An 18,648-nucleotide genomic window follows, 5' to 3' on the forward strand; every position below is an offset into this window, starting at 1 on the left:
CACATTTTCAAGCGGCATCCTGTCCCGGCAGCGGTGGTGACGGCGCCCGCCCCTGCCCCAGCGAACCCGGCGCTGGCGCGCGTCGTGGACAACCCCTCGCATTCCCGCTTCGACCTCTGGGTCGGCGACGAGCTGATCGGCATCCTCGGCTATCGCGGCGTGGGGGAGTCGACCGAGTTCGCCGGCGGCCGCGGTGAGGTGGTCGCGCTCATGCACACGGTCGTCAAGGAGGAGTTCGGCGGTCGCGGCTGGGCCGCGGTGCTGGTCGGCGACGTGCTGGCGCTGTCGAGGGAACGCGGCTGGCGGCTGCGCCCGGTCTGCACATATGTGCAGCGTTACCTGGGTGTCCACCCCGAGGAACTGGACCTGCTCGTCGACGACGACTTCAGCCCCTTCCCGAATTCGACGTAGCCCACCCGTAAAGCGGCAACTGCCCCTATGCTTCCCCTGACCCGTTGCGGTCGGGGCTCGAAAACGGGGATCTCGAACAGGTTTGGACTTCCCCAGCCCCGGGCGGTGACGGGCGCATGCCATCGCTCCGCGTGTCGGCGCGCCGTGTAACTGGGGGAAGAATGACGATCGTTGTCGCTGCGCGCAAGGGCGCCCAGTGCAAGTCCGCTCGGGTGGCCGGGCTCTCGTCCGATGTCAGGGCTGGGACGGCCTCGCTGGCCGTCGCGCTCGGTGTGGCGGCCTTCGGGATCGCCTCCGTTGGCATCGCGCCGCCCGCGCAGGCGGGCCCGATCCGGGAGCTCGCGAAGTTCGTCGCGACCCAGGTCGAGGCGAGCACCGCGCAGATCAAGCTCGAGTCCGGGCGCTTCGTCCGGGACACCCAGACGAACGCGATCGCCGCGGTCAACGAGGCGGGCCGGATCCTGGAGAACCTGCCGCTGCGCCTCGAGGTCGACGGCGCGGTCCAGGGCATCACCTACTCGATCTCCGAGGGCGGCAAGGTGGTGTCGGCGGTCATCGACACCACGATCGCCATCGGCGGCGTCGTGGCATCGGAGGCCGTCAACCAGGTGGGCGCCCTCGCCGAGGAGTGCGTGAAGTCCGGGGTGAAGCCCGCCATCGCGGGCGCGCTGACCGGCGCGGTGACCGCGGCGTCCGCCGCTGGAGTGGCCGCGGGCCCGGCCGGCCTCGTCGGTGGGGTGGCCGCAGGCGCCGCCTCGGGCGCGGTGACCGGCTTCGCCGGTGGCTGCGCGGACGGCCTGGTCAAGCAACTCGTCCGATAGCGTCCGCGGGTCCGCGCGGAGTCAGTTCGCGCGGACCCCGAGTCGCCAGAGCGAGACGACCTCCGCCGCGCGGACCGCGGCCAGCGGGTCGTGCCGGCCGGGACCATCGGGGTTGCGGTCCCCGCTCGCGCGCGGGTGTCGCGGCCGGGTGTCGGCGCGGCCGAGCACCGTCAGTCCGGCCCGCTCGAACTGGTCCGTCAGCTGCGCCCTTGTCCGCAGGCCGAGGCGTTCGGCCAGATCGGAGAGCACCAGCCAGCCCTCGCCGCCGGGGTTGAGATGGTCCGGCAGGCCCCGGACGAATTCGGTGAGCATGTGCCCCTTGCGGTCGAACACGCCCAGCTCGATTGACGACGTCGGCGCGGCTGGTACCCAGGGCGGGTTGCACACCACCAGGTCGGCCCGGCCCGTCGGGTAGACGTCGGTGCGGATCACCTCCACCCGGTCGGCGAGGCCGAGCCGCTGCAGGTTGTCCGTCGCGCAGGCCACCGCGCGCGGTTCGATGTCGGTGGCGACCACCCGTCCGACGCCCCGCCGCGCCAGCACGGCGGCGAGCACACCGGTCCCGGTGCCGAGGTCGAACGCCGTTCCGGTGCTGGGTAACTGCGCCTGCGCGACCAGGTCGACGTACTCGTTCCTGGTGGGGGCGAACACGCCGTAGTGCGGGTGGATCCGCGCGTCCAGAGCCGGGATCATCACGCCGCGCCGCCGCCACTCGTGCGCCCCGACCGCCCCGAGCAGCTCCTGCAGCGAGACCACGCTCGGCCCGGTCGCGTCGCCGTACGCCTCACGGCACGCCTCCCGGATGTCGGGGGCGCGGCGGAGATCGATGCCGAAGTCCGCGTCGAGCTCGATCAGGATCATGCTCAGGATGCGGGTGCGGTGCGCCTTGGCCTGCCGATGCCGGTGGAAGGTGACGGCGAGGTCGGGATCCGGCTTGACCTGCAGGCGGTCGAGCCGGCGCTTGAGCGCGTCGAGGAGCTGCCTGGCGCCGAGGAAGTCGCCGCGCCAGAGCATCGCGGTGCCCTCGGACGCCAGCCGCAGCGCGTCGTCGGCGCGCAGCTCGTCGCCCGCGGTCTCGACCTTCTTCGGCGGCTTGCCGCTGCTGTTGGTCCGCCACGGCGCCGAGCGGCGTTCGCCGTCCTCGAGCCATTCGACCTCGATGTGGTCGAGCTGGTCGCGCGGGGTCTCCACGGGCGGACTCCTTGCGATGGGGGCGGCGCGACGCCTGCGAAGCACGCCCGGATCGGGCGGACACGGTGGATGAATCGTAGACCGGTCGGACGAACGCCCCGAAATTGGAGAGCACTGCTCTTGTTTTCTCGGCCGCCATGGTGAACACTGCTCGTAAGAGAGAGCGCTGCTCTCGCGAGTGAGGAGGCGAACATGGTCGACACAGCACAGCGGGTGGGCACCGACCGCGCACGGGCGGCGGCCGCGGCGTCGTTCGGAGCGGCAGGGGTGCTGTTCCTGCTCTACCCCGCGGTCCGGCCCTACTCGGACTACCTGAACCAGGCCACCATGGAGGGCGCCCGGGCCTATGCGTCCGGCGCGTGGGTCGCGGCGCACTTCTTCGGGATGATCGGGTTCCTGCTGCTCGGACTCGCCGTGCAGGCACTACGCGAGATCCTCCGCGGCACTGACGGGAATCGCGCAGGCGTCGCCGCGACGGTACTGACCTGGGTCGGGGTCGGCCTGACCCTGCCCTATTACGGCGCCGAGGACTTCGGGTTGCACGCGATCGGCGGACGCGCGGTCGCGGCGGGGACCCCGGAGCTGCTCGACCTGGTCGACAACGTTCGTGGCGGCGGCACCCAGATGACCATGTTCGCGACGGGGCTGCTGCTGGTCGCCGCGGGCGCGGTCGCCGCGGCGGTGGGGATCTGGCGTTCCGGGGTGCTGGCGCGATGGAGCGGGGTCCCGCTCGCGGTCGGGTTCGTCCTGTTCATCCCGCAGTTCTTCGGCAGCCCGTGGATGCGGGTCGCGCACGGGGTGCTCGTGGCGGCGGGGGCGCTGTGGCTGGCCGCCGAACTGCTGCGCGCTCGCCGCGTCTCCGGCTAGTCCAGCTCGACCACGACCGGGGCGTGATCGCTTGCGCCCTTGCCCTTGCGCTCCTCGCGGTCGATGGCGGCCCCGGAGACCCGCTCGGCCAGCGCGGGGGAGCCGAGGGCGAAGTCGATCCGCATGCCCTGACGCTTGGGGAATCGCAGCTGGGTGTAGTCCCAGTAGGTGTACACGCCGGGGCCGGGGGTGAACGGACGGGCGACGTCGACGAACCCGGCCTCCTCGAAGGCGAAGAAGGCGTCCCGCTCCGGCTGCGACGTGTGCGTCTTGCCCTCGAACAGCGCCGGGTCCCAGACGTCCTCGTCGGTGGGCGCGACGTTCCAGTCACCGACCAACGCGATCTGCGCGTTCGGGTCCTGCGCCAGCCACTTGGCGGCGTCGTCGCGCAAGGTCGCCAGCCAGTCCAGCTTGTACGCGTAGTGCGGATCGCTCAGCTCGCGGCCGTTCGGCACGTACAGGCTCCACACCCGGACCCCGCCGCAGGTGGCGCCGATGGCCCTGGCCTCGACCACCGGGGTCGCGATGTCCAGGCTGTCGGCGGCCTGCTTGGCGAAGCCGGGCTGCCCCTCGAAGCCGACCTGCACGTCCTCGAGCCCGACGCGGGAGATGATCGCGACGCCGTTCCACTGGCTAAGCCCGACGTGGGCCACCTCGTAGCCGAGGTCGGTGAACCGTTCCGTGGGGAACTGGTCGTCGCGGCACTTGGTTTCCTGGATCGCCAGCACGTCGGTGTCGGTCCGCGTCAGCCAGTCCACGACCCGATCCGTCCGGGCCCGCACCGAGTTCACATTCCACGTCGCCAGTCGCATTGAAGGCAGCCTAGTGCGACGGCAACGGCGCCCTCCGGTCGGTCTGGAGGGCGCCGTCGTCGCGCGGATGCCGGTGGGTTACCAGGCGGTGCCAGGCGCGGCCGCGTAGCGGTACCGGTGGTGGTCGAGCATCCCCATGGTCCGGTACAGCGCGATCGCCGCCTCGTTGTCGGCGACCACCTGGATGTACGCGTGCGTCGCGCCCCGGTCCCGGCCCCAGCGGATCATCTCCGCGCAAATCAACATCCCGAGTCCGCGCCGACGGTGGGCGGCCGCCACCTCCACCGCGCTCAGGCCGACCCAGCGCCTGCCGTCGGGGGCCTCGGTCACGGCGGCGCGGGCGATCGCGAGCAGTTCGGTGCTCGGGCTGCCGAGCCGGCCGAAGCCGAGCTCACCGTCGCGTACCGCCCCGAGCACCTCCGGCGCGCAGTCCGGCAGAGCGGCACCGTTGTGGTCGTACAACGGCAGCCACTGATCGTCCGGTTCGCCGGAGACGGTGACGAGCGATTCCCCGTCGGGCAGCGTGAGGTTCGCGATTTCCGCGGCCATCACCAGCACCTCGTCGGAGGTCTCCCAGTCGTCGGGGGCGTTGCCGAGCCGATCCGGCAGCAGCAGCCGCAGCGGCTGGTCGCGGTCGGCGTACCACTTCTGCAGTCTCTCGAGGGTGTCGCCGCTGTAGAGGTCGCCGATCCGGTCCGCCTTGCCGAGCGGGGACGCGGAGTTGGCCCGGCCGGTGAACCCGCCACCGGAGCGGGCCAGCCACCCATTGATCCAGCTCTGCTCGAGGCCGGGCCAGCCGTCGGCTGCTGCCAGTTCGAGCGCGCGGATCTCCCGGCTCAGGATCGGCCGGGCACCGATCGACTTGAGCGCGACGACCTGGTCGGGGACGACCTGGACCACCCGCCCGTCCGGAGCGCGGACGACGACGGCGGGGGTGAGCGACACCAACTCCCCGATGATGTCGGTCAGCGGCTGCGGATAGCCGGGCGGCAGCTTGTATCGCAGCACCACCCGGCTTCCGAGCACGATGTCAGTCATCGTGGCCGAACGGATCCTCGACGGTGCCCGGGACCCAGCTCTGGCCCGGGACGCCCCAGCCGGCGCGCTTGATGGTCTTCTTCGCGGCCCTGGCGTTGCGGCCGATCAGCATGTCGACGTAGAGGAACCCATCGAGGTGTCCGACCTCGTGCTGGAGCATCCGGGCGAAGAACCCGGTGCCCTCGATCTCGACCGGCGAACCGTCGGCCTCGGTACCGGTCACCTTGGCCCACTCGGCGCGGCCGGTCGGGAACTGCTCGCCGGGCACGGAGAGGCAGCCCTCTTCGTCGTCGTCGGGGTCCGGCATGGTCTCGGGGATCTCCGAGGTCTCGAGTACCGGGTTGACCACGGCGCCGCGCCGACGGATCGAGTTCCCGTCGGCGTCGATGTCGGGGCAGTCGTAGACGAACAGACGCAGCGCGACACCGACCTGATTTGCCGCGAGGCCGACACCGTTCGCGACGTCCATCGTCTCGTACATGTCACCGATCAGTTCGGCGATCTCCGCCGGCGATTGGGTGACGGGCCGCGTGGGCTCGTGGAGCACCGGATCGCCCACGATCCGGATCGGAAGTATTGCCATTTGATCAAGGATAGTGGGGCGGCCCGACGCGACGCGCCAGCACCGCAACCAGGTCGGCCCCGAGCGGATCGTGGTTGAATAATCTTGAGAAGAACAGATATGTAATTCGTTGCCCGGTCATGTGAAGCCAGCCGGGTGGCCGGGGAACTTTGGTTTCGATGCATCACGCATGAGCAGTGGCGTTGGGCGAGAGCTCGAAGTTGAGGGAGTGAGATGGACGGGGCAGCGGCGCGTAACCGGAATTCCGAGCAGACCGACCCGCAGGACGCGAACGAGATCGGCGAGGACGGACTGACCCGCCGGGACCACGACATCCTGTCCTTCGAGCGCCAGTGGTGGAAGTACGCGGGCGCCAAGGAAGAGGCCATCAAGGAACTCTTCGACATGTCCGCGACCCGCTACTACCAGGTGCTGAACGCGCTGGTCGACCGTCCGGAGGCCCTCGCGGCCGACCCGATGTTGGTCAAGCGGCTGCGCCGCCTGCGGGCGAGCAGGCAGAAGGCGCGCGCCGCCCGCCGCCTCGGATTCGACATCACCTAGGTGTCGACGGACGCGGCGCGGCCTCTAAGGTCATTGGAGTGAGCACCCCCGAGCAGCCGAGCGGACCGCCGCTTCGTGCGTTCGCGATGGTCCTGATTGCGCTCGCGATCGCCTTCGCCGGCATCGGCGCCATGTCGCTGTCCGGTTCCGATTCCGATTCCGAGTCGCCGCAGCCCGAGACCACGTCGAGCGTGGCGCGGGTGGCGGGCAACGGCGCCAGCCCGGTCACCTCGGCGCGGCCGCCGGCCGCGATCGCGCCGACCACAGCCGCCGCGACCACCACGACCGCCGTCACCAGCACGACCGCGCCCATCCTGGACAAGTCGGCTGTGCCGGTCCGGGTTCTCAACAACAGCACGGTGAGCGGCCTGGCCGCGAAGACCGCGACGACGCTCGAGTCCGACGGTTGGACGGTCGGCGAGACCGGCAACTACAGCGACGGCTCGGTGAGCACGACCACCGTCTTCTACTCGGCCTCGTCGCCTGCGGAGAAGCAGGCCGCGACGGAGATCGCCGCGACGCTGGGAGTGACAGCCGAACCGCGGTTCGCGGGCATCGTCAGCGCCTCGCCCGGCGTCATCGTGATCGTCACCGCCCCGTAGGGCATGTCCGAGGGGGCGGACGGCCGATCCGCTCGCCTGTCTATGATCAGTTCACTTCCAGCCCATCTAGAAGGAGCGGTTTGATGGCCCTGCTTACCCGACGCGACTCGCACCTCGGCGGTGCCGAGAACGCACGCCGTCCCGCCCGCGCGTCCTGGCGCGTCGTCGCCCCGATGGTCGCGGTAGCGGCCGTTGGCCTCACCGCGTGCTCCAACGGTCAGGAGCCGAGCGATGTCCCCGGCACCACGCCTGCGGTGTGGACGGGCGCGGCCGCACCGGCCGCAGGCCACGGCGCAGCCGCTGAAGGTGGCCACGGCGGCGCGTCGACGGCCGTGCAGGACCAGGTCGACGTCGAACTCAAGGACGCGAAGGGTGCCGAGGTCGGCACCGTCCGGTTCACCGACGGCAACGGGTTCGTCCAGGTCTCCGTCGAGGCGGAGCACCTCACACCCGGCTTCCACGGCCTGCACGTGCACGAGGTCGCCAAGTGTGAGGCGAACTCGGTGGCACCGTCCGGCGGTGCGCCCGGTGACTTCCTTTCCGCGGGTGGACATTTCCAGGCGGAGGGGCACACCGGGCACCCCGCGAGCGGCGACCTGACCTCCCTGCATGTGCGCGAGGACGGCTCCGCGGAGCTGGTCACCAGCACCGACGCCTTCACCCTCGAGGACCTGCGCAACCACGGCAAGGGCACCGCGATCGTCGTGCACGCCGGCGCGGACAACTTCGGCAACATCCCGAACCGCTACACCCTGCCGGACAACGCTCCGGTTCCGGATCAGACCACGCTGGCCACCGGTGACGCCGGCGGCCGCGTCGCCTGCGGCATCATCGAGTAGGACCCGCAACTCGACACGAACCCTCACCGTCGCGGTGGGGGTTCGTCTCGTTTCCGGCGCCGGGTCCCCGTGGCGGCGACGGTCCGTTTGCTGTGGTTGGATTCGTAGCGTGGGAGTCCACTTCGCCGGTTCACCCCGGCCGACAATCGGCGTGGAGTGGGAGATCGCCCTGGTCGACAAGACCACGCGCGATCTCTCGAACACCGCGGGGCAGATATTTGACGCGGCGCATTCCCTCGCGGGCGGTGAGACACCCCGCCTGCACAAGGAGTTGTTGCGCAACACCGTCGAGTTGGTCACCGGGATCTGCGACACCGTCGGCGAGGCGATCGACGACCTGAGCGAGACCCTGCACCTGGTGCGCAGGGTCTCCGATCCGCTCGGCGTCGACCTGTTCTGCGCGGGCACGCACCCGTTCGCGGAGTGGTCCACCCAGCAGCTGACCCGCAGCCCGCACTACGACGAGATGATCGAGCGCACCCAGTGGTGGGGCAGGCAGATGCTGATCTGGGGCGTGCACGTGCACGTCGGGGTGTCCTCGGCCGAGCGAGTCTTCCCGATCCTCAACGCACTTCTCGTGAAGTACCCTCACCTGCTTGCACTTTCGGCCTCGTCGCCGATGTGGACCGGCGTGGACACCGGGTACGCCAGCAACCGCGCGTTGATGTTTCAGCAGTTGCCCACTGCCGGACTGCCGTTCCAGTTCGAAACCTGGTCGCAGTTCGAGGGATTCGCCCACGACCAGCTCAAGACGGGTGTCATCGACAAGCTCGGCGGGCTGCACTGGGACATCAGGCCCGCGCCGCAGTGGGGCACCATCGAGGTGCGGGTCTGTGACGGCATCTCCACCAGGACCGAGCTCGGCGCAATTGTGGCCCTCATTCACTGCCTGGTGGTGTATTTCGACCGCAGGCTCGATGCAGGCGACGAGCTGCCGGGGATGCCGCCGTGGCACGTGCAGGAGAACAAGTGGCGGGCCGCGCGGTACGGGCTCGACGCGGAGATCATCCTCGACGCCGACAGCAACGAGCGGCTCGTCACCGATGACCTGGACGATCTGCTCGAGCAATTGGCGCCGGTGGCGAGGTCGCTCGGCTGCGCCGACGAGCTGGCGCGGGTGGCCGACATCCCCCGACGCGGCGCGTCCTACCTCCGGCAGCGTCAGGTGGCCGCGGCGTCCGACGGCGACCTGACGCTGGTCGTCGATTCGCTGGTGAACGAGCTCGACACGTAAGACCCCGTTCACGCTCCGTTTACTATGTACCGGTGCTGATCAACGACTCGCCGGTCCCCGGGGCCGGTCGATACTCGCTGCGGTCGCACCCCATCCTCATCTCGGCAGGCGTCGTGCTCGTCGCGACGCTGATCGCACTGCAACTGGTCGCGCTGCGGTTCGGCTTCGAGGGCCCGCTGCACAGCCTGGCCAAGGATTTCGTCGGTACCCCCAAGTCGATGTCGCTGCCGTGGGCGGGGTTCGCGCTCGCCCTGGTCGGGCTCACGAACCGGCAGCGGATCCGCGCGCTGGTCATCGCGGTCGCCCTCGATCTGATCTTCGCCGTCGGCCGGCTGCTGCTCGACGGTCCGGTGGCCATCGGGAACGGCCCCACCCTCGTGCTGACCGGGATCGGGCTCTACGCGGCGGTGCGCTGGACCGGCGAGCAGCGTCGCAGCGCGCTGCACGGCGTCGGGCTCGGCGCCCTGCTGATCCTGGCCACCAAGGTCGGCGACGTCTGGCTGCAGATCACCGTGCTGACCAGGCCGCTGGTGCTCGACGAGTACCTGCTGCTGGCGGACCGGGCACTGGGCAATCCGTCCTGGGTGATGGGCGGCGTGGTCGACTCGCTCGGCGGCGTCGGCTACGGGGTGCTGCACTGGGTCTATATCGAGCTGCCGGTCGCGGCGATCGTGGTCGCGCTGTATCAGCTGCGAGGCGGCTGGCCGTCGCACTACCTGGTGCGCACCTTCCTGTTGATCGGGCTCATCGGCCCGCTGTTCTACGTGCTCTTCCCGGTGGTCGGCCCGGACTTCGCGTTCGGCACCGCCGGTGAGGGTTCCCAGCTCGGCAACTACTGGCCGAACGTGGTGCCGTCCATCGTCGACCCGGCGGCGATCCCGTTCGACAGTCCCGCGCCACGCAACTGCATGCCGAGCCTGCACACCGCCTGGGCCCTGGCGATCTTCATCCATTCCAGGGGTGGCCCGAGGTGGCTGCGCTGGGGCGGCGCCTTCTGGCTGGTGGGCACGCTGATGGCCACGCTCGGCTTCGGCTACCACTACGGCGTCGACCTGGTCGCGGGTGTGGTGCTCTGCCTGACCCTGGAGGCGGCGCTGCGCGATCCCGAGCGCGGCTGGGCGCGCTTCCGGGTGCGGCTCGTGGTCGGCGGGGCGGTCGCGTTCGCCGCACTGCTCCTCGGCTACCGGTACCTGGCGGTCGAGATCGCCGAGTACCCCGTGCTTTTCGGTCCGCTGATCCTCGGCGTGATGGCCGTGGTGGTGGTCGCCTTCTACGCGAGCTTCTTCGCCGCGCCGGGATCCGCGCTCGGGCGGTGGGGCGGTCGGGTCGAGGCCGACACGGTGCCGGTGAGCGTCGCGAGTTAGCGGATCGCTCGCCCGTGGCGGGGTGCGGCTGCGGGCCAAGGGTTCGGTCCGCTACGGTGACCTCGATTCGACGGACTGCGTGAGGAAGTTCGGGGGGCCGCAAACCACATGCGTCACTTCCGTTACCTGCGAGCCGCTGTCGACGGGACCCAGTGGAGGACGTGTGCGGGAGTCGGTGGGTGTGACCCTCGGCAAGGAGGGCGTGCGGGCGGTCCTCGTCGACGCCGACGTGCCCGGCCTCGGGCCGGTGGACAGCCGCTTCGAGGACCGCGGTGGCGACGATGTCGGGCGGGCAACCTCGGCCGTCGGCCAGATGGTGGACCGGGCCAGGCACATCGGCCTGGATCCGGTGGCGGTCGGCGTCGTCGCGGCGGACCCGGCGGCGGCGGTCGCGATCGAGGCGCAGCTGCGCCGCGACGGACTGCCCCCCGTCGCGGTGGTCGGTGCGGCCGAGGCCCGGCTGGCCTTCCTGCGCTCGATGCCGGAGTTGGCCGCCGCCAGGACCGCGCTCGTCCTGGCCGAGTGGCCGGGCGAGGTCCTCGCCCACGCGGTCGACCTGCGGTCCGGTGCGGCACAGGCAGGCGTCGAGCGGGTGACCGCGGGGACGTTCACCGACGTGGCCGCCACCACCGCGCTGCTGGAGGAGATGCGGTCGGGTGCCCCGCGCGGCCGAGCCGTCGTCGTCGTGCTCGGGATCCGGCCCTCCGACGCGAGCGTGATCCGTACCGCGGCAGGCGCGCTGGGCCTGGCCGCCGTCGTTCCGTATGCCGGTCGATGGCATCTCGCGACCGGCGCGGCGATCAGCGCGGCGGCGGACCAGACCTCCGTGCCTGCCGCGTTCGCGTCGCCGCAGGGGGAGGCGAAGGCACTCCCCAAGGGCCGGCTGCTCGCAGGCGCGGCCGCGGTCGTCGCCGTCCTGCTCACCGGTCTCGCGGCCGTGGTGGCGACGCCGACGTCGACGCAGGGACCGGTCGCGCCGACCACACCCGAACCGATCGACGTCGCCGAGCTGACGTCGCCCGGCCCGCCCGGACATCCCGGCGATCCGTGTGCGCGGGTCGGCGCGCCCTCGCCCGGACCCACCACCGCGCCGGCGGCCTGGCGTGCGGGCGAGCTCCGGTATTCGGTGCGGTTGGTCAGTGACCCCGACCCGTCGCAGCCGGAGCCGGCGGAACGGCCGTCGACCCGTGGGCCCGGCGCGTCGGGTGTGCCGGGGGCACCGGGAACGTCGGGAGCGCCTGGGGTGTCGCCCGCCGACCCGTGCGGCCGCTGACCCTGGGGTCAGCGTGGGGCGAGGGCTTCGGCCACGAACCGTGCGGCGTTTCCGAAGCCGACCTCGAGCTCGTAGTCGGGATCTTGTCGCCAGTACCGGATCACCGACACATAGACCGCGGCGACCATTTGCGCCAGGAACCGGAGCGGGTAGTCGGTGCGGACCTCGCCGCGATGCAGGCCCGGCTCGAGGATGCGCAGGATCTCGTCGTTGAAACGCTCGGTTCGTTCGACGCTCACTTCCGGACTCGCCAGGTCTCGCTCGAGTTCCCCGGTCACGGCCCGTAGGTAGCCGGGGAACCGGTATGTCGCCTGGACGACGTCGTCGAAGACGAGGCGGATCCTTTCCGCGGTCGTCAGGTCCTGATCGAGGATGCGGTCGATCACGCCCGACAACGCCGTCATGTGACTGGCGTGCAGCGCCGCGAGGACCGAGTCCTTGCTCTGGAAGTAGTTGAAGAACGTCGCACGGGAGACGTCCGCGGTCTCGGCGATGTCATCGATCGTGGTCCCGCCGACGCCACGTTCGGCAAACAGCGTGCGGGCCGCGGTGATCAAGCGAACGCGTGTCTCGTGCTTGTTCCGCTCGCGGCGGCTGAGCGCCTTGTACTCGTCCATCGACTCCCGTGACTCCACTGTGTTGTTTCCCGGCACCGCCGCGCTTCGTGACTCCACAGCGACCCTATCTGTCGGTGGGTTGGATGCCCTGCGTCCGGACTCCGGGGTCGGCAAGCCGGGATCCGCGAATCCCCCCGAATTCATAGACTAGCGTCTATCTTTAGCTTCGAGTCTATAAATTGCAACGCAACGTCCTCCGATGACGAACGATTCGTCGGGGTGAGGAACAGCGCGGAAATCTCGAATGGAGGATGCTGTGGGCGTAGTCGAGTGGCAGCGCAATGGTCGAATCCTGGTCGTACGCATCGAGCGTGAGGAGCGGCGCAACGCGATCAACCTCGAGGTCGCCGAGGGGTTGGAAGCCGCATTCGACCTGCTCGAGGACGACCCCGATCTGTGGGTCGGCGTGCTGACAGGTACCCGAGGCATCTTCTCGGCCGGCACGGACATCCGGGAGCGAGCGGACCTACGGATGCCTCACGGAGGCGAGTATGGCCTCATTCGACGGCCGCGGAACAAGCCGCTGATCGCCGCCGTCGAGGGCTATGCACTCGGAGGTGGCTTCGAACTGGCCCTGGCGTGCGACCTGATCGTCGCCGGACGCACCGCGCAGTTCGGACTGCCGGAAACCAGCCGGGGACTGGTCGCCAGCTCGGGCGCGCTGTTCCGCGCGCCGCGCGCCCTCCCCGTGAACGTGGCCCGTGAACTGTTGATCACGGGTCGGACGCTTGATGCCGATCGCGCGCACCACTTCGGCGTCGTCAACACCGTCGCCGAGCCCGGTCGCGCCCTCGACGAGGCGATCGTGCTGGCGGGGCGGGTGTGCGAGGCGTCTCCTGTCGCGGTGCGCGCGAGCCTGAGTGCGTTGCGTGCGCTCGGCGCGGAAATCGATTCCGTCGGTTGGAAGGTCACCGAGGAGGCGCTCGGCGAGGTGATGAGCTCAGACGACTTTCGAGAGGGCATCGAGGCGTTCGCCGAACGGCGTAGGCCGGTCTGGCGGGGGCGGTGAGCTCGAAACAGGCAGTGGAAACAACATCTTTCGAGAGGTCGGGATGACGCAACGTAGAGGTAGGGCCATCGCGATGAGCGTCGACGAGGCGAACGAGTTCCTCGCGGCCGAGCGAACATGTCGGGTGGCGACCACCGCGCCGGACGGACGCCCGCACGTGGCGCCGCTGTGGTTCGTCTGGGACGGAGAATCCCTGTGGCTCAATTCCATCGTGCGGAGCAAGCGGTGGGCCGACCTGCGTCGTGACGCGCGGGTCGCGATCGTGATCGACGCAGGCGAGCAGTTCCACGAGCTGCGCGGCGTAGAGATCAGCGGCAACGCCGAGGTCGTTGGCGAGGTGCCCCGTTCGTCCGAGCCCGACGATCGGGTGGCGAATGCGGAGTTGCTCTTTGCCCGCAAGTACATGGGCGGCGATCACTTCATGGCCGACGGCCGACACGCGTGGCTACGAATCAAGGCCGACGAGATCGTCAGCTGGGACTTCCGAAAGAACGCTGCGCTGCAGCAGTGGTCTCGCTAGCTGACCGTCACCCGATCTCGACGCCTCAGCCGGGCCGGGACAGTGACTCAGCCGAGGCCGAGGCCGTCAATACACAACGAGAAGAACGGAGGTATCAGCATGACCGCCGAAAGTGTGATGCCAGAAGGTGTCGAGGCGAACATCACGACCACCGAGACGAACCTGGATGATCTTCGGGCTCGACTGGTCGGATGGTTGAGCAAACAGCTCGGCGTGGGCAGTGAGCCGCGCGTGTACAACCTGTCGCGGCCCGGACACTCGGGAATGTCGAGTGTGTCGGTGCTTTTCGATCTGGACTGGACGGTCGACGGTGTCGATCACACGGCCGAGTTGGTCGCCCGTCTCGCTCCCGAGGCCACCGCGTTCCCCGTCTTCCCGGGTTACGACCTGCGGCACCAGTTTGACGTCATGGCTGCGGTGCGCGAGCGCAGCAACGTCCGGGCCCCGCGGGTGCGGTGGGTGGAGACCTCCAGCGAGGCGCTGGGAAACCCCTTCCTGGTGATGGACCGGGTCTCGGGTGCCGTACCCGTCGACAATCCGCCGTACGTGTTCGGCGGCTGGCTGCACGAGCTGGACGCCGATGCGCGGGCCCGGATGCAGGCGGCAAGCGTCGAGGTTCTCGCGAACGTCCACGCCATCGAGAACCCGGAGTCCGCGGTGCCGTCGCTCGCGGTCGCCGAGGGGGAGTCGGCGCTGCGCCTGCACTTCGAGAACGAGCGGTCCTACTACGAGTGGACCAGGCGCGAGGACGGGTTGCGGATTCCCATCCTGGAGAAGGCGTTCGACTGGCTCGAGCAGAACTGGCCGGAGGATCCGTCGCCCGATGTCCTGTGCTGGGGCGATGCCCGCATCGGCAACATCATGTACGACGGCACCGATGCTGCCGCGGTGTTGGACTGGGAGTCTGCGGTTCTGGCCCCGCGTGAGCTGGACCTGGGCTGGTTCATCTTCTTCCACCGCATGTTCCAGGACATGGCCGAGCAGTTCTCGATGCCGGGGCTGCCCGCGATGTTCACCCGCGCCGACGTGGTTTCGCAGTACGAGCAGACCACGGGCGTGGAGTTGCGTGACCTCGACTTCTACCTCGCTTACGCGGCGCTGCGGCACGGAATCGTGATGTCGCAGATCGAACGCCGCCGGATCCACTTCGGCGAGGTGGAGGTTCCCGAGAACCCCGACGAGTACGTGATGCACCACCGCATGCTTGCGCAGCTGATCGACGAAACCTACGAATGGGAGAAGAAATGAAGCCGGTTCCGCTCGACGAGTTCCCGGTCCACCAGGCTCCGTTGTCGATGGCGCACGTCGCCACCAGCGACCGGAACTTCTACGACCGCTGCTACTTCAACGCCCACGATCGCACCGGCGACGTCTTCCTCGTCACCGGCCTTGGCGTGTACCCGAACCTCGGCGTCGTCGACGCCTTCGCGACTGTGCGCCGCGGTGGCAGTCAGACCGCGGTCCGCTTCTCGGACGCCCACGACCAGCGCTCGACGGACGCCGCGGTCGGCGGCTACCGGATCGAGGTCGTCAAGCCGCTGCAGACGATTCGGGTGATCTGCGAGCACGAAGACCTGTCCCTCGACATGACGTGGGAGGGCGCGTTCGACTCCGTGCTCGAGGAACACCACATGCTCATGGCGGGACCGCGTGCCATCCTCGACGCGACTCGCTTCGCGCAGGTCGGCAGCTGGGCAGGCACGTTGAGTGTGGGCGGCGAGGATCTGGTCGTCGACCCGGCGGTGTGGACCGGTAGCCGGGACCGTTCCTGGGGTATCCGTCCCGTCGGCGAGGCGGATCCGCAGGGCCGCATGGCGGACGAGCCCACCGGTGGACACTGGTGGACATACGTGCCGCTCCGCTTCGAGGACTTCGCCCTGATGGTCATCGTGCAGGAGAGCCCCGACGGGCACCGCACCCTCAACCACGCGACCAGGATCTTCCCGGACGGCCGCGTCGAACAGCTCGGCTGGCCCCGCATCGAGATCGACTACCGCAGCGGGACTCGCCATCCGGAGAGTGCGCGCCTGCACCTGACCACGCCGTCCGGTGAGCCGCTCGTCGTCGATATCGACACGATCGGGTTCGTCGCCCTCAACGTCGGCGCCGGCTACGGCGGCGACACCGACTGGACCCACGGTCAGTGGCGCGGACGGAACTGGAGCTCGTCGTCCGTATATGACCTCACGGAACCCGCGATCGTCGGCAAGCTGCCCTACGGAACCATCGATCACATCGCCCGCGCGACGTGCAACGGACAAGAGGGCTGGGGAATGTTCGAGCATGCCGTCATGGGCCGCCACGATCCCTCCGGGTTCGTCGGCTGGCTCGACATGGCGCCCTGAGCGCCCCAGTGCCGTAACGCAATACCTTTCAGTAAGGGGAATTCTCATGACAGTGGTAGACCTGTCCCTCGAGGGAAAGACCGCTCTGATCACCGGAAGTTCGCGTGGCATCGGTCTGTCGATCGCCGAACTGTTCGCCGAGCACGGTGCCGAGGTGGTGCTGGTGTCGCGCAAGCAGGATGAGCTCGACCAGGTGGCGGAGAAGATCAATGCCGCCGGCGGCCGCGCCCACGCGATCGCGGCTCACATGGGCAAGCAGGAGGACGTGCGGGCGCTGGTGCGCGAACTCGCTGCGCGTGAGCTCGAAGTGGACATCCTGGTCAACAACGCAGGCATCAGCCCGCCGAACGGCAAGCCGCTCGTCGACACGACGGAAGCGTTGTGGGACAAGGTCATGGACGTCAACCTCAAGGGCCCGTTCTTCCTCAGTGCGGCACTCGGCAAGGCGATGGCGGAGCGTGGACGAGGCGGCTCGATCGTCAACATCAGCACCACCTCGGCCCTTCAGGCGCAGCCGGAGATCGGTACGTACTGCATCTCCAAGGCCGCGTTGAACACGATGACCCGCAACTTCGCGCGGGAGCTCGGTCCGGCCGGTGTCCGTGTCAATGCGATCTCGTGCGGTGTGATAGCGACGCTGATGGGGGATCACACCCTGAACGATCCCGAGCGCCGCGAGATGTTCCTCAAGATCAGCCCGATCAAGCGGGCCGGCCTGCCTGAGGAGATTGCCAGGACGGCACTGATGCTCGCGTCCGACGTCACCAGCTACACCACCGGTGTCATCCTGCAGGCCGACGGAGGTGTCCTGGCATGACGGCGACAAGCACCATCGCCGAGCTGGTCCGCCGGCGCGCCGAGGACGACAACATCGCACTCTACGAGGGCGATCGGCAGTGGACGTACCGCGAGTTCGTCGACCTGTGCGCGGAGCGCGCGCAGTTCCTGCTGGCGCAACGCACGACCGGTCCGTTCCATGTCGGGATCCTGATGGACAACCGCGTCGAGTTCCCGATCTGGATTGGCGCCTGCGCGCTGGCCGGGGCGACCATGGTGGGGCTGAACAGCACCCGCCGCGGTCCCGACCTCGCGCGGGACATCCGCCACACGGACTGCCAGTTGGTGATCACCGAGGATCGGTACGCGGAGGAGTTGCGCGCACTCGATCACGGTCTCGGCGCCGGTCGGTGCATCGATGTCGATGCACCCGAACATGATTCGGTGATCGCACCGTACCGCGGTGCGTCGATTCCGGACGTGGAGGTGACACCGCAGGACGTCGCGATGCTGATTCTGACGTCCGGATCCACCAGCGCCCCCAAGGCGTGCGTCTGCACGCACGGGCGCATCGTCTCGATGGTGGATCTGGTGACGGGATTCGCGGGCCACGGCCCGGACACCGTCAGCCTCGTGAGCATGCCGTGGTTCCACGCCGGGGCGATCAACCAGGGCTGGCTGCCTGCCCTCGCGTGCGGCTCGGCGACGGTCGTCGCGCGCTTCTCGGTGTCGCGGTTCGTGTCCACGGTGCGGCGCTACGGCGTCACCCACTTCAACTACGTGGGCAAGCCGCTCGCCTACCTCCTGACCGCGCCCGAATCGCCGGACGATTCGGACACGACGCTGCGCATCGTGATGGGCAACGAAGCGGCGAACGACGACATCGACCGGTTCGCGGCGCGATTCGGCTGCCAGGTCAACGACGGGTACGGCTCCACCGAAGGCGGCGTCGGGATCTACCGCACGGTCGACATGCCGCGCGGCTGCCTCGGGGTGGCCGCGTCGGAGACCATGCGGGTGTACGACCCCGCGACCGTCACCGAATGTGTCCGTGCGGTGTTCGACGAGAACGGGTCGCTACTCAACGCCAACGAGGCCATCGGCGAGATGGTCAACACCGCCGGTGCCGCGAGCTTCGAGGGGTACTGGAAGAACCCGGAGGCGGACGCCAAGCGGGTCCGCCACGGGATCCTCTGGACCGGCGATCTCGCGTACCGCGACGAACAGGGGTACTTCTGGTTCGCGGGCCGCGACGACGACTGGCTCCGGGTCGACGGCGAGAACATCGCGTCGGCGCAGATCGAGGAGCTGGTGTACCGGCATCCCGACGTGGTGCTGGCGGGCGTGTATGCGGTGCCCGACGCGGTGGTCGGCGATCGCGCGATGGTCGCCGTGCAGCTCCGGGACGGTGTCGATCCCGCCGACTTCGATGCGGCGGCCTTCGACGAGTTCCTGAGCGGGCAACCGGACTTCTCGCCGAAGTGGGCGCCGGGCTTCGTCCGCGTGTGTCAGGTTCCCACCACGGCGACCTCCAAGGTGCTGCGCAGGCAGCTGCGTCAGGATCGCTGGCGCGTCAGCGATCCGGTGTGGTGGCGTCCCGAGCGGAACGACGATCTGCGTCCGATGACGGATGCGGACGCGGCCGCGTACGAGCAGCTCTGCGGGCAGGAAGCGCTCCGGCGCGTCTGACCGGACGGACGAAGTGGGGGGGGGGGGGGGGGGGGTATAACGCGCCCCCCCCCCGGGGGGGGAGGGGGTGGGGGGGGGGGGGGTGGAGGACCCAAGGGGGGAAGGGGGGGAGGAGG

20 protein-coding genes are annotated in these 18,648 nt (G+C 69.4%); 15 read left to right on the forward strand and 5 right to left on the reverse strand.

Annotated elements, in window-relative coordinates; translation table 11 throughout:
* The first annotated feature begins 33 nt into the window (after positions 1-33).
* Together ACFXMV_RS14885 and ACFXMV_RS14890 are read left to right on the forward strand one after the other, a co-directional pair.
* On the forward strand, positions 34-411 hold the full coding sequence (locus ACFXMV_RS14885) for a GNAT family N-acetyltransferase (protein ID WP_378498385.1): 378 nt from the start codon (positions 34-36) through the stop codon (positions 409-411).
* A gap of 161 nt (positions 412-572) precedes the next feature.
* Positions 573-1,232, forward strand: a complete 660-nt coding sequence (locus ACFXMV_RS14890; RefSeq protein ID WP_378498372.1) for a hypothetical protein — start codon at positions 573-575, stop codon at positions 1,230-1,232.
* A gap of 21 nt (positions 1,233-1,253) precedes the next feature.
* On the opposite strand, the gene ACFXMV_RS14895 is transcribed toward ACFXMV_RS14890, so the two are convergent.
* Entirely contained in the window at positions 1,254-2,423 is a 1,170-nt protein-coding gene (locus tag ACFXMV_RS14895; RefSeq protein ID WP_378498373.1) for a methyltransferase, read from the reverse strand.
* A gap of 192 nt (positions 2,424-2,615) precedes the next feature.
* Between ACFXMV_RS14895 and ACFXMV_RS14900 the strand changes: the two genes are divergently transcribed.
* Positions 2,616-3,290, forward strand: coding sequence for a hypothetical protein (locus tag ACFXMV_RS14900; RefSeq protein ID WP_378498374.1), 675 nt, complete (start codon positions 2,616-2,618; stop codon positions 3,288-3,290).
* On the opposite strand, the gene ACFXMV_RS14905 is transcribed toward ACFXMV_RS14900, so the two are convergent.
* The 3 genes from ACFXMV_RS14905 to ACFXMV_RS14915 form a co-directional block, all read right to left on the reverse strand.
* Positions 3,287-4,102 (reverse strand): exodeoxyribonuclease III, encoded by an 816-nt coding sequence (locus ACFXMV_RS14905; protein ID WP_378498375.1) that lies wholly within the window; start codon positions 4,100-4,102, stop codon positions 3,287-3,289. The two genes, ACFXMV_RS14900 and ACFXMV_RS14905, sit on opposite strands and share 4 nt — an antisense overlap.
* 78 nt (positions 4,103-4,180) lie before the next feature.
* Entirely contained in the window at positions 4,181-5,140 is a 960-nt protein-coding gene (locus ACFXMV_RS14910; RefSeq protein ID WP_378498376.1) for a GNAT family N-acetyltransferase, read from the reverse strand.
* Positions 5,133-5,723 carry a peptide deformylase gene (locus tag ACFXMV_RS14915; RefSeq protein WP_378503607.1) on the reverse strand — a complete coding sequence of 197 codons (591 nt, stop codon included), beginning with the start codon at positions 5,721-5,723 and terminating at the stop codon, positions 5,133-5,135. The genes ACFXMV_RS14910 and ACFXMV_RS14915 overlap by 8 nt, the downstream gene beginning before the upstream one ends.
* A gap of 213 nt (positions 5,724-5,936) precedes the next feature.
* On the opposite strand from ACFXMV_RS14915, the gene ACFXMV_RS14920 reads away from it, so the two are divergent.
* The 6 genes from ACFXMV_RS14920 to ACFXMV_RS14945 all read left to right on the forward strand — a co-directional run bounded on the left by ACFXMV_RS14920 (position 5,937) and on the right by ACFXMV_RS14945 (position 11,575).
* The gene (locus ACFXMV_RS14920) at positions 5,937-6,263 is read left to right on the forward strand and encodes a DUF3263 domain-containing protein (RefSeq protein WP_378498378.1); all 327 of its coding nucleotides are present in this window, start codon (positions 5,937-5,939) and stop codon (positions 6,261-6,263) included.
* 38 nt (positions 6,264-6,301) lie between these two features.
* Positions 6,302-6,865 (forward strand): LytR C-terminal domain-containing protein, encoded by a 564-nt coding sequence (locus tag ACFXMV_RS14925; protein ID WP_378498379.1) that lies wholly within the window; start codon positions 6,302-6,304, stop codon positions 6,863-6,865.
* Positions 6,866-7,038: 173 nt separating this feature from the next.
* Complete coding sequence (locus tag ACFXMV_RS14930) at positions 7,039-7,704, forward strand: superoxide dismutase family protein (protein WP_378498386.1); 666 nt, start codon at positions 7,039-7,041, stop codon at positions 7,702-7,704.
* 109 nt (positions 7,705-7,813) lie between these two features.
* On the forward strand, positions 7,814-8,938 hold the full coding sequence (locus ACFXMV_RS14935) for a glutamate--cysteine ligase (RefSeq protein ID WP_378503608.1): 1,125 nt from the start codon (positions 7,814-7,816) through the stop codon (positions 8,936-8,938).
* A 32-nt stretch (positions 8,939-8,970) separates the two neighbouring features.
* On the forward strand, positions 8,971-10,302 hold the full coding sequence (locus ACFXMV_RS14940) for a DUF5933 domain-containing protein (protein ID WP_378498381.1): 1,332 nt from the start codon (positions 8,971-8,973) through the stop codon (positions 10,300-10,302).
* A gap of 163 nt (positions 10,303-10,465) precedes the next feature.
* Positions 10,466-11,575, forward strand: a complete 1,110-nt coding sequence (locus tag ACFXMV_RS14945; protein ID WP_378498382.1) for a hypothetical protein — start codon at positions 10,466-10,468, stop codon at positions 11,573-11,575.
* 8 nt (positions 11,576-11,583) lie between these two features.
* Here the strand turns inward: ACFXMV_RS14945 and ACFXMV_RS14950 are convergent, their stop codons facing one another.
* Positions 11,584-12,192, reverse strand: a complete 609-nt coding sequence (locus ACFXMV_RS14950) for a TetR/AcrR family transcriptional regulator (protein WP_378503609.1) — start codon at positions 12,190-12,192, stop codon at positions 11,584-11,586.
* Between the two features lie 244 nt (positions 12,193-12,436).
* On the opposite strand from ACFXMV_RS14950, the gene ACFXMV_RS14955 reads away from it, so the two are divergent.
* The 6 genes from ACFXMV_RS14955 to ACFXMV_RS14980 all read left to right on the forward strand — a co-directional run bounded on the left by ACFXMV_RS14955 (position 12,437) and on the right by ACFXMV_RS14980 (position 18,532).
* Positions 12,437-13,201: an enoyl-CoA hydratase-related protein gene (locus tag ACFXMV_RS14955; RefSeq protein ID WP_378503610.1), complete on the forward strand. Its 765-nt coding sequence runs from the start codon at positions 12,437-12,439 to the stop codon at positions 13,199-13,201.
* 43 nt (positions 13,202-13,244) lie between these two features.
* On the forward strand, positions 13,245-13,721 hold the full coding sequence (locus ACFXMV_RS14960) for a pyridoxamine 5'-phosphate oxidase family protein (protein ID WP_378503611.1): 477 nt from the start codon (positions 13,245-13,247) through the stop codon (positions 13,719-13,721).
* 99 nt (positions 13,722-13,820) lie between these two features.
* On the forward strand, positions 13,821-14,969 hold the full coding sequence (locus tag ACFXMV_RS14965; RefSeq protein ID WP_378502326.1) for a phosphotransferase family protein: 1,149 nt from the start codon (positions 13,821-13,823) through the stop codon (positions 14,967-14,969).
* Complete coding sequence (locus ACFXMV_RS14970) at positions 14,966-16,066, forward strand: hypothetical protein (RefSeq protein WP_378503612.1); 1,101 nt, start codon at positions 14,966-14,968, stop codon at positions 16,064-16,066. Before ACFXMV_RS14965 ends, ACFXMV_RS14970 begins: the two co-directional genes overlap by 4 nt.
* A 46-nt stretch (positions 16,067-16,112) precedes the next feature.
* On the forward strand, positions 16,113-16,883 hold the full coding sequence (locus ACFXMV_RS14975) for an SDR family NAD(P)-dependent oxidoreductase (RefSeq protein ID WP_378502333.1): 771 nt from the start codon (positions 16,113-16,115) through the stop codon (positions 16,881-16,883).
* On the forward strand, positions 16,880-18,532 hold the full coding sequence (locus tag ACFXMV_RS14980; protein ID WP_378503613.1) for an AMP-binding protein: 1,653 nt from the start codon (positions 16,880-16,882) through the stop codon (positions 18,530-18,532). The genes ACFXMV_RS14975 and ACFXMV_RS14980 overlap by 4 nt, the downstream gene beginning before the upstream one ends.
* Positions 18,533-18,648 lie beyond the last annotated feature (116 nt).

The sequence above is a fragment of the Rhodococcus sp. NPDC059179 genome, assembly GCF_042754885.1.
GTDB lineage: Bacteria > Actinomycetota > Actinomycetes > Mycobacteriales > Mycobacteriaceae > Rhodococcus_G.

Excerpts from the sequence above, each read along its gene's own strand:
- ACFXMV_RS14890 (WP_378498372.1), top strand. The coding sequence starts at position 573 with ATGACGATCGTTGTCGCTGCGCGCAAGGGCGCCCAGTGCAAGTCCGCT.
- ACFXMV_RS14900 (WP_378498374.1), top strand. The coding sequence starts at position 2,616 with ATGGTCGACACAGCACAGCGGGTGGGCACCGACCGCGCACGGGCGGCG.
- ACFXMV_RS14905 (WP_378498375.1), bottom strand. The coding sequence starts at position 4,102 with ATGCGACTGGCGACGTGGAATGTGAACTCGGTGCGGGCCCGGACGGAT.
- ACFXMV_RS14910 (WP_378498376.1), bottom strand. The coding sequence starts at position 5,140 with ATGACTGACATCGTGCTCGGAAGCCGGGTGGTGCTGCGATACAAGCTG.
- ACFXMV_RS14915 (WP_378503607.1), bottom strand. The coding sequence starts at position 5,723 with ATGGCAATACTTCCGATCCGGATCGTGGGCGATCCGGTGCTCCACGAG.
- ACFXMV_RS14920 (WP_378498378.1), top strand. The coding sequence starts at position 5,937 with ATGGACGGGGCAGCGGCGCGTAACCGGAATTCCGAGCAGACCGACCCG.
- ACFXMV_RS14930 (WP_378498386.1), top strand. The coding sequence starts at position 7,039 with ATGGTCGCGGTAGCGGCCGTTGGCCTCACCGCGTGCTCCAACGGTCAG.
- ACFXMV_RS14950 (WP_378503609.1), bottom strand. The coding sequence starts at position 12,192 with ATGGACGAGTACAAGGCGCTCAGCCGCCGCGAGCGGAACAAGCACGAG.
- ACFXMV_RS14955 (WP_378503610.1), top strand. The coding sequence starts at position 12,437 with ATGGAGGATGCTGTGGGCGTAGTCGAGTGGCAGCGCAATGGTCGAATC.
- ACFXMV_RS14960 (WP_378503611.1), top strand. The coding sequence starts at position 13,245 with ATGACGCAACGTAGAGGTAGGGCCATCGCGATGAGCGTCGACGAGGCG.
- ACFXMV_RS14965 (WP_378502326.1), top strand. The coding sequence starts at position 13,821 with ATGACCGCCGAAAGTGTGATGCCAGAAGGTGTCGAGGCGAACATCACG.
- ACFXMV_RS14970 (WP_378503612.1), top strand. The coding sequence starts at position 14,966 with ATGAAGCCGGTTCCGCTCGACGAGTTCCCGGTCCACCAGGCTCCGTTG.
- ACFXMV_RS14975 (WP_378502333.1), top strand. The coding sequence starts at position 16,113 with ATGACAGTGGTAGACCTGTCCCTCGAGGGAAAGACCGCTCTGATCACC.
- ACFXMV_RS14980 (WP_378503613.1), top strand. The coding sequence starts at position 16,880 with ATGACGGCGACAAGCACCATCGCCGAGCTGGTCCGCCGGCGCGCCGAG.